This is a genomic window from Peribacillus sp. SIMBA_075 (genome assembly GCF_046534585.1).
This window is the reverse complement of record NZ_JAWRYN010000559.1, coordinates 1-274: the sequence shown is the minus strand read 5'-3', so window position 1 is coordinate 274 and position 274 is coordinate 1. Positions and strand designations below refer to the sequence as shown.

Here is a 274-nt window from a genome sequence, read left to right as displayed (position 1 = left end):
ATATACAATGCCCCACGTACCAGAAGCGCCCTCAGGCAGGCATTTACAATATTCGATTGAAATATTAATTGTCACATCACGTCCGTTAGGATAATGGAACACAACCTTATGATTGCCCATATAACGTTTCGCATTTTCCGCAGCTATTTCTTGTGTAATAAGTTGCATAGGAAGAGCCACAGATAAATCATAACGAATATTAATATGACCAGAAGTTGGACTTTGACGCATAGCACTTACCGCTAAACCAGATAGAATTGTAATAACCATTAAC

The 274-nt window shown here is 38.3% G+C and carries 1 pseudogene; it reads right to left on the bottom strand.

Annotation, left to right across the window (positions count from 1 at the left end):
• A pseudogene (locus SB775_RS29390) lies at positions 1-274 on the bottom strand (ParM/StbA family protein); the annotation flags it as partial.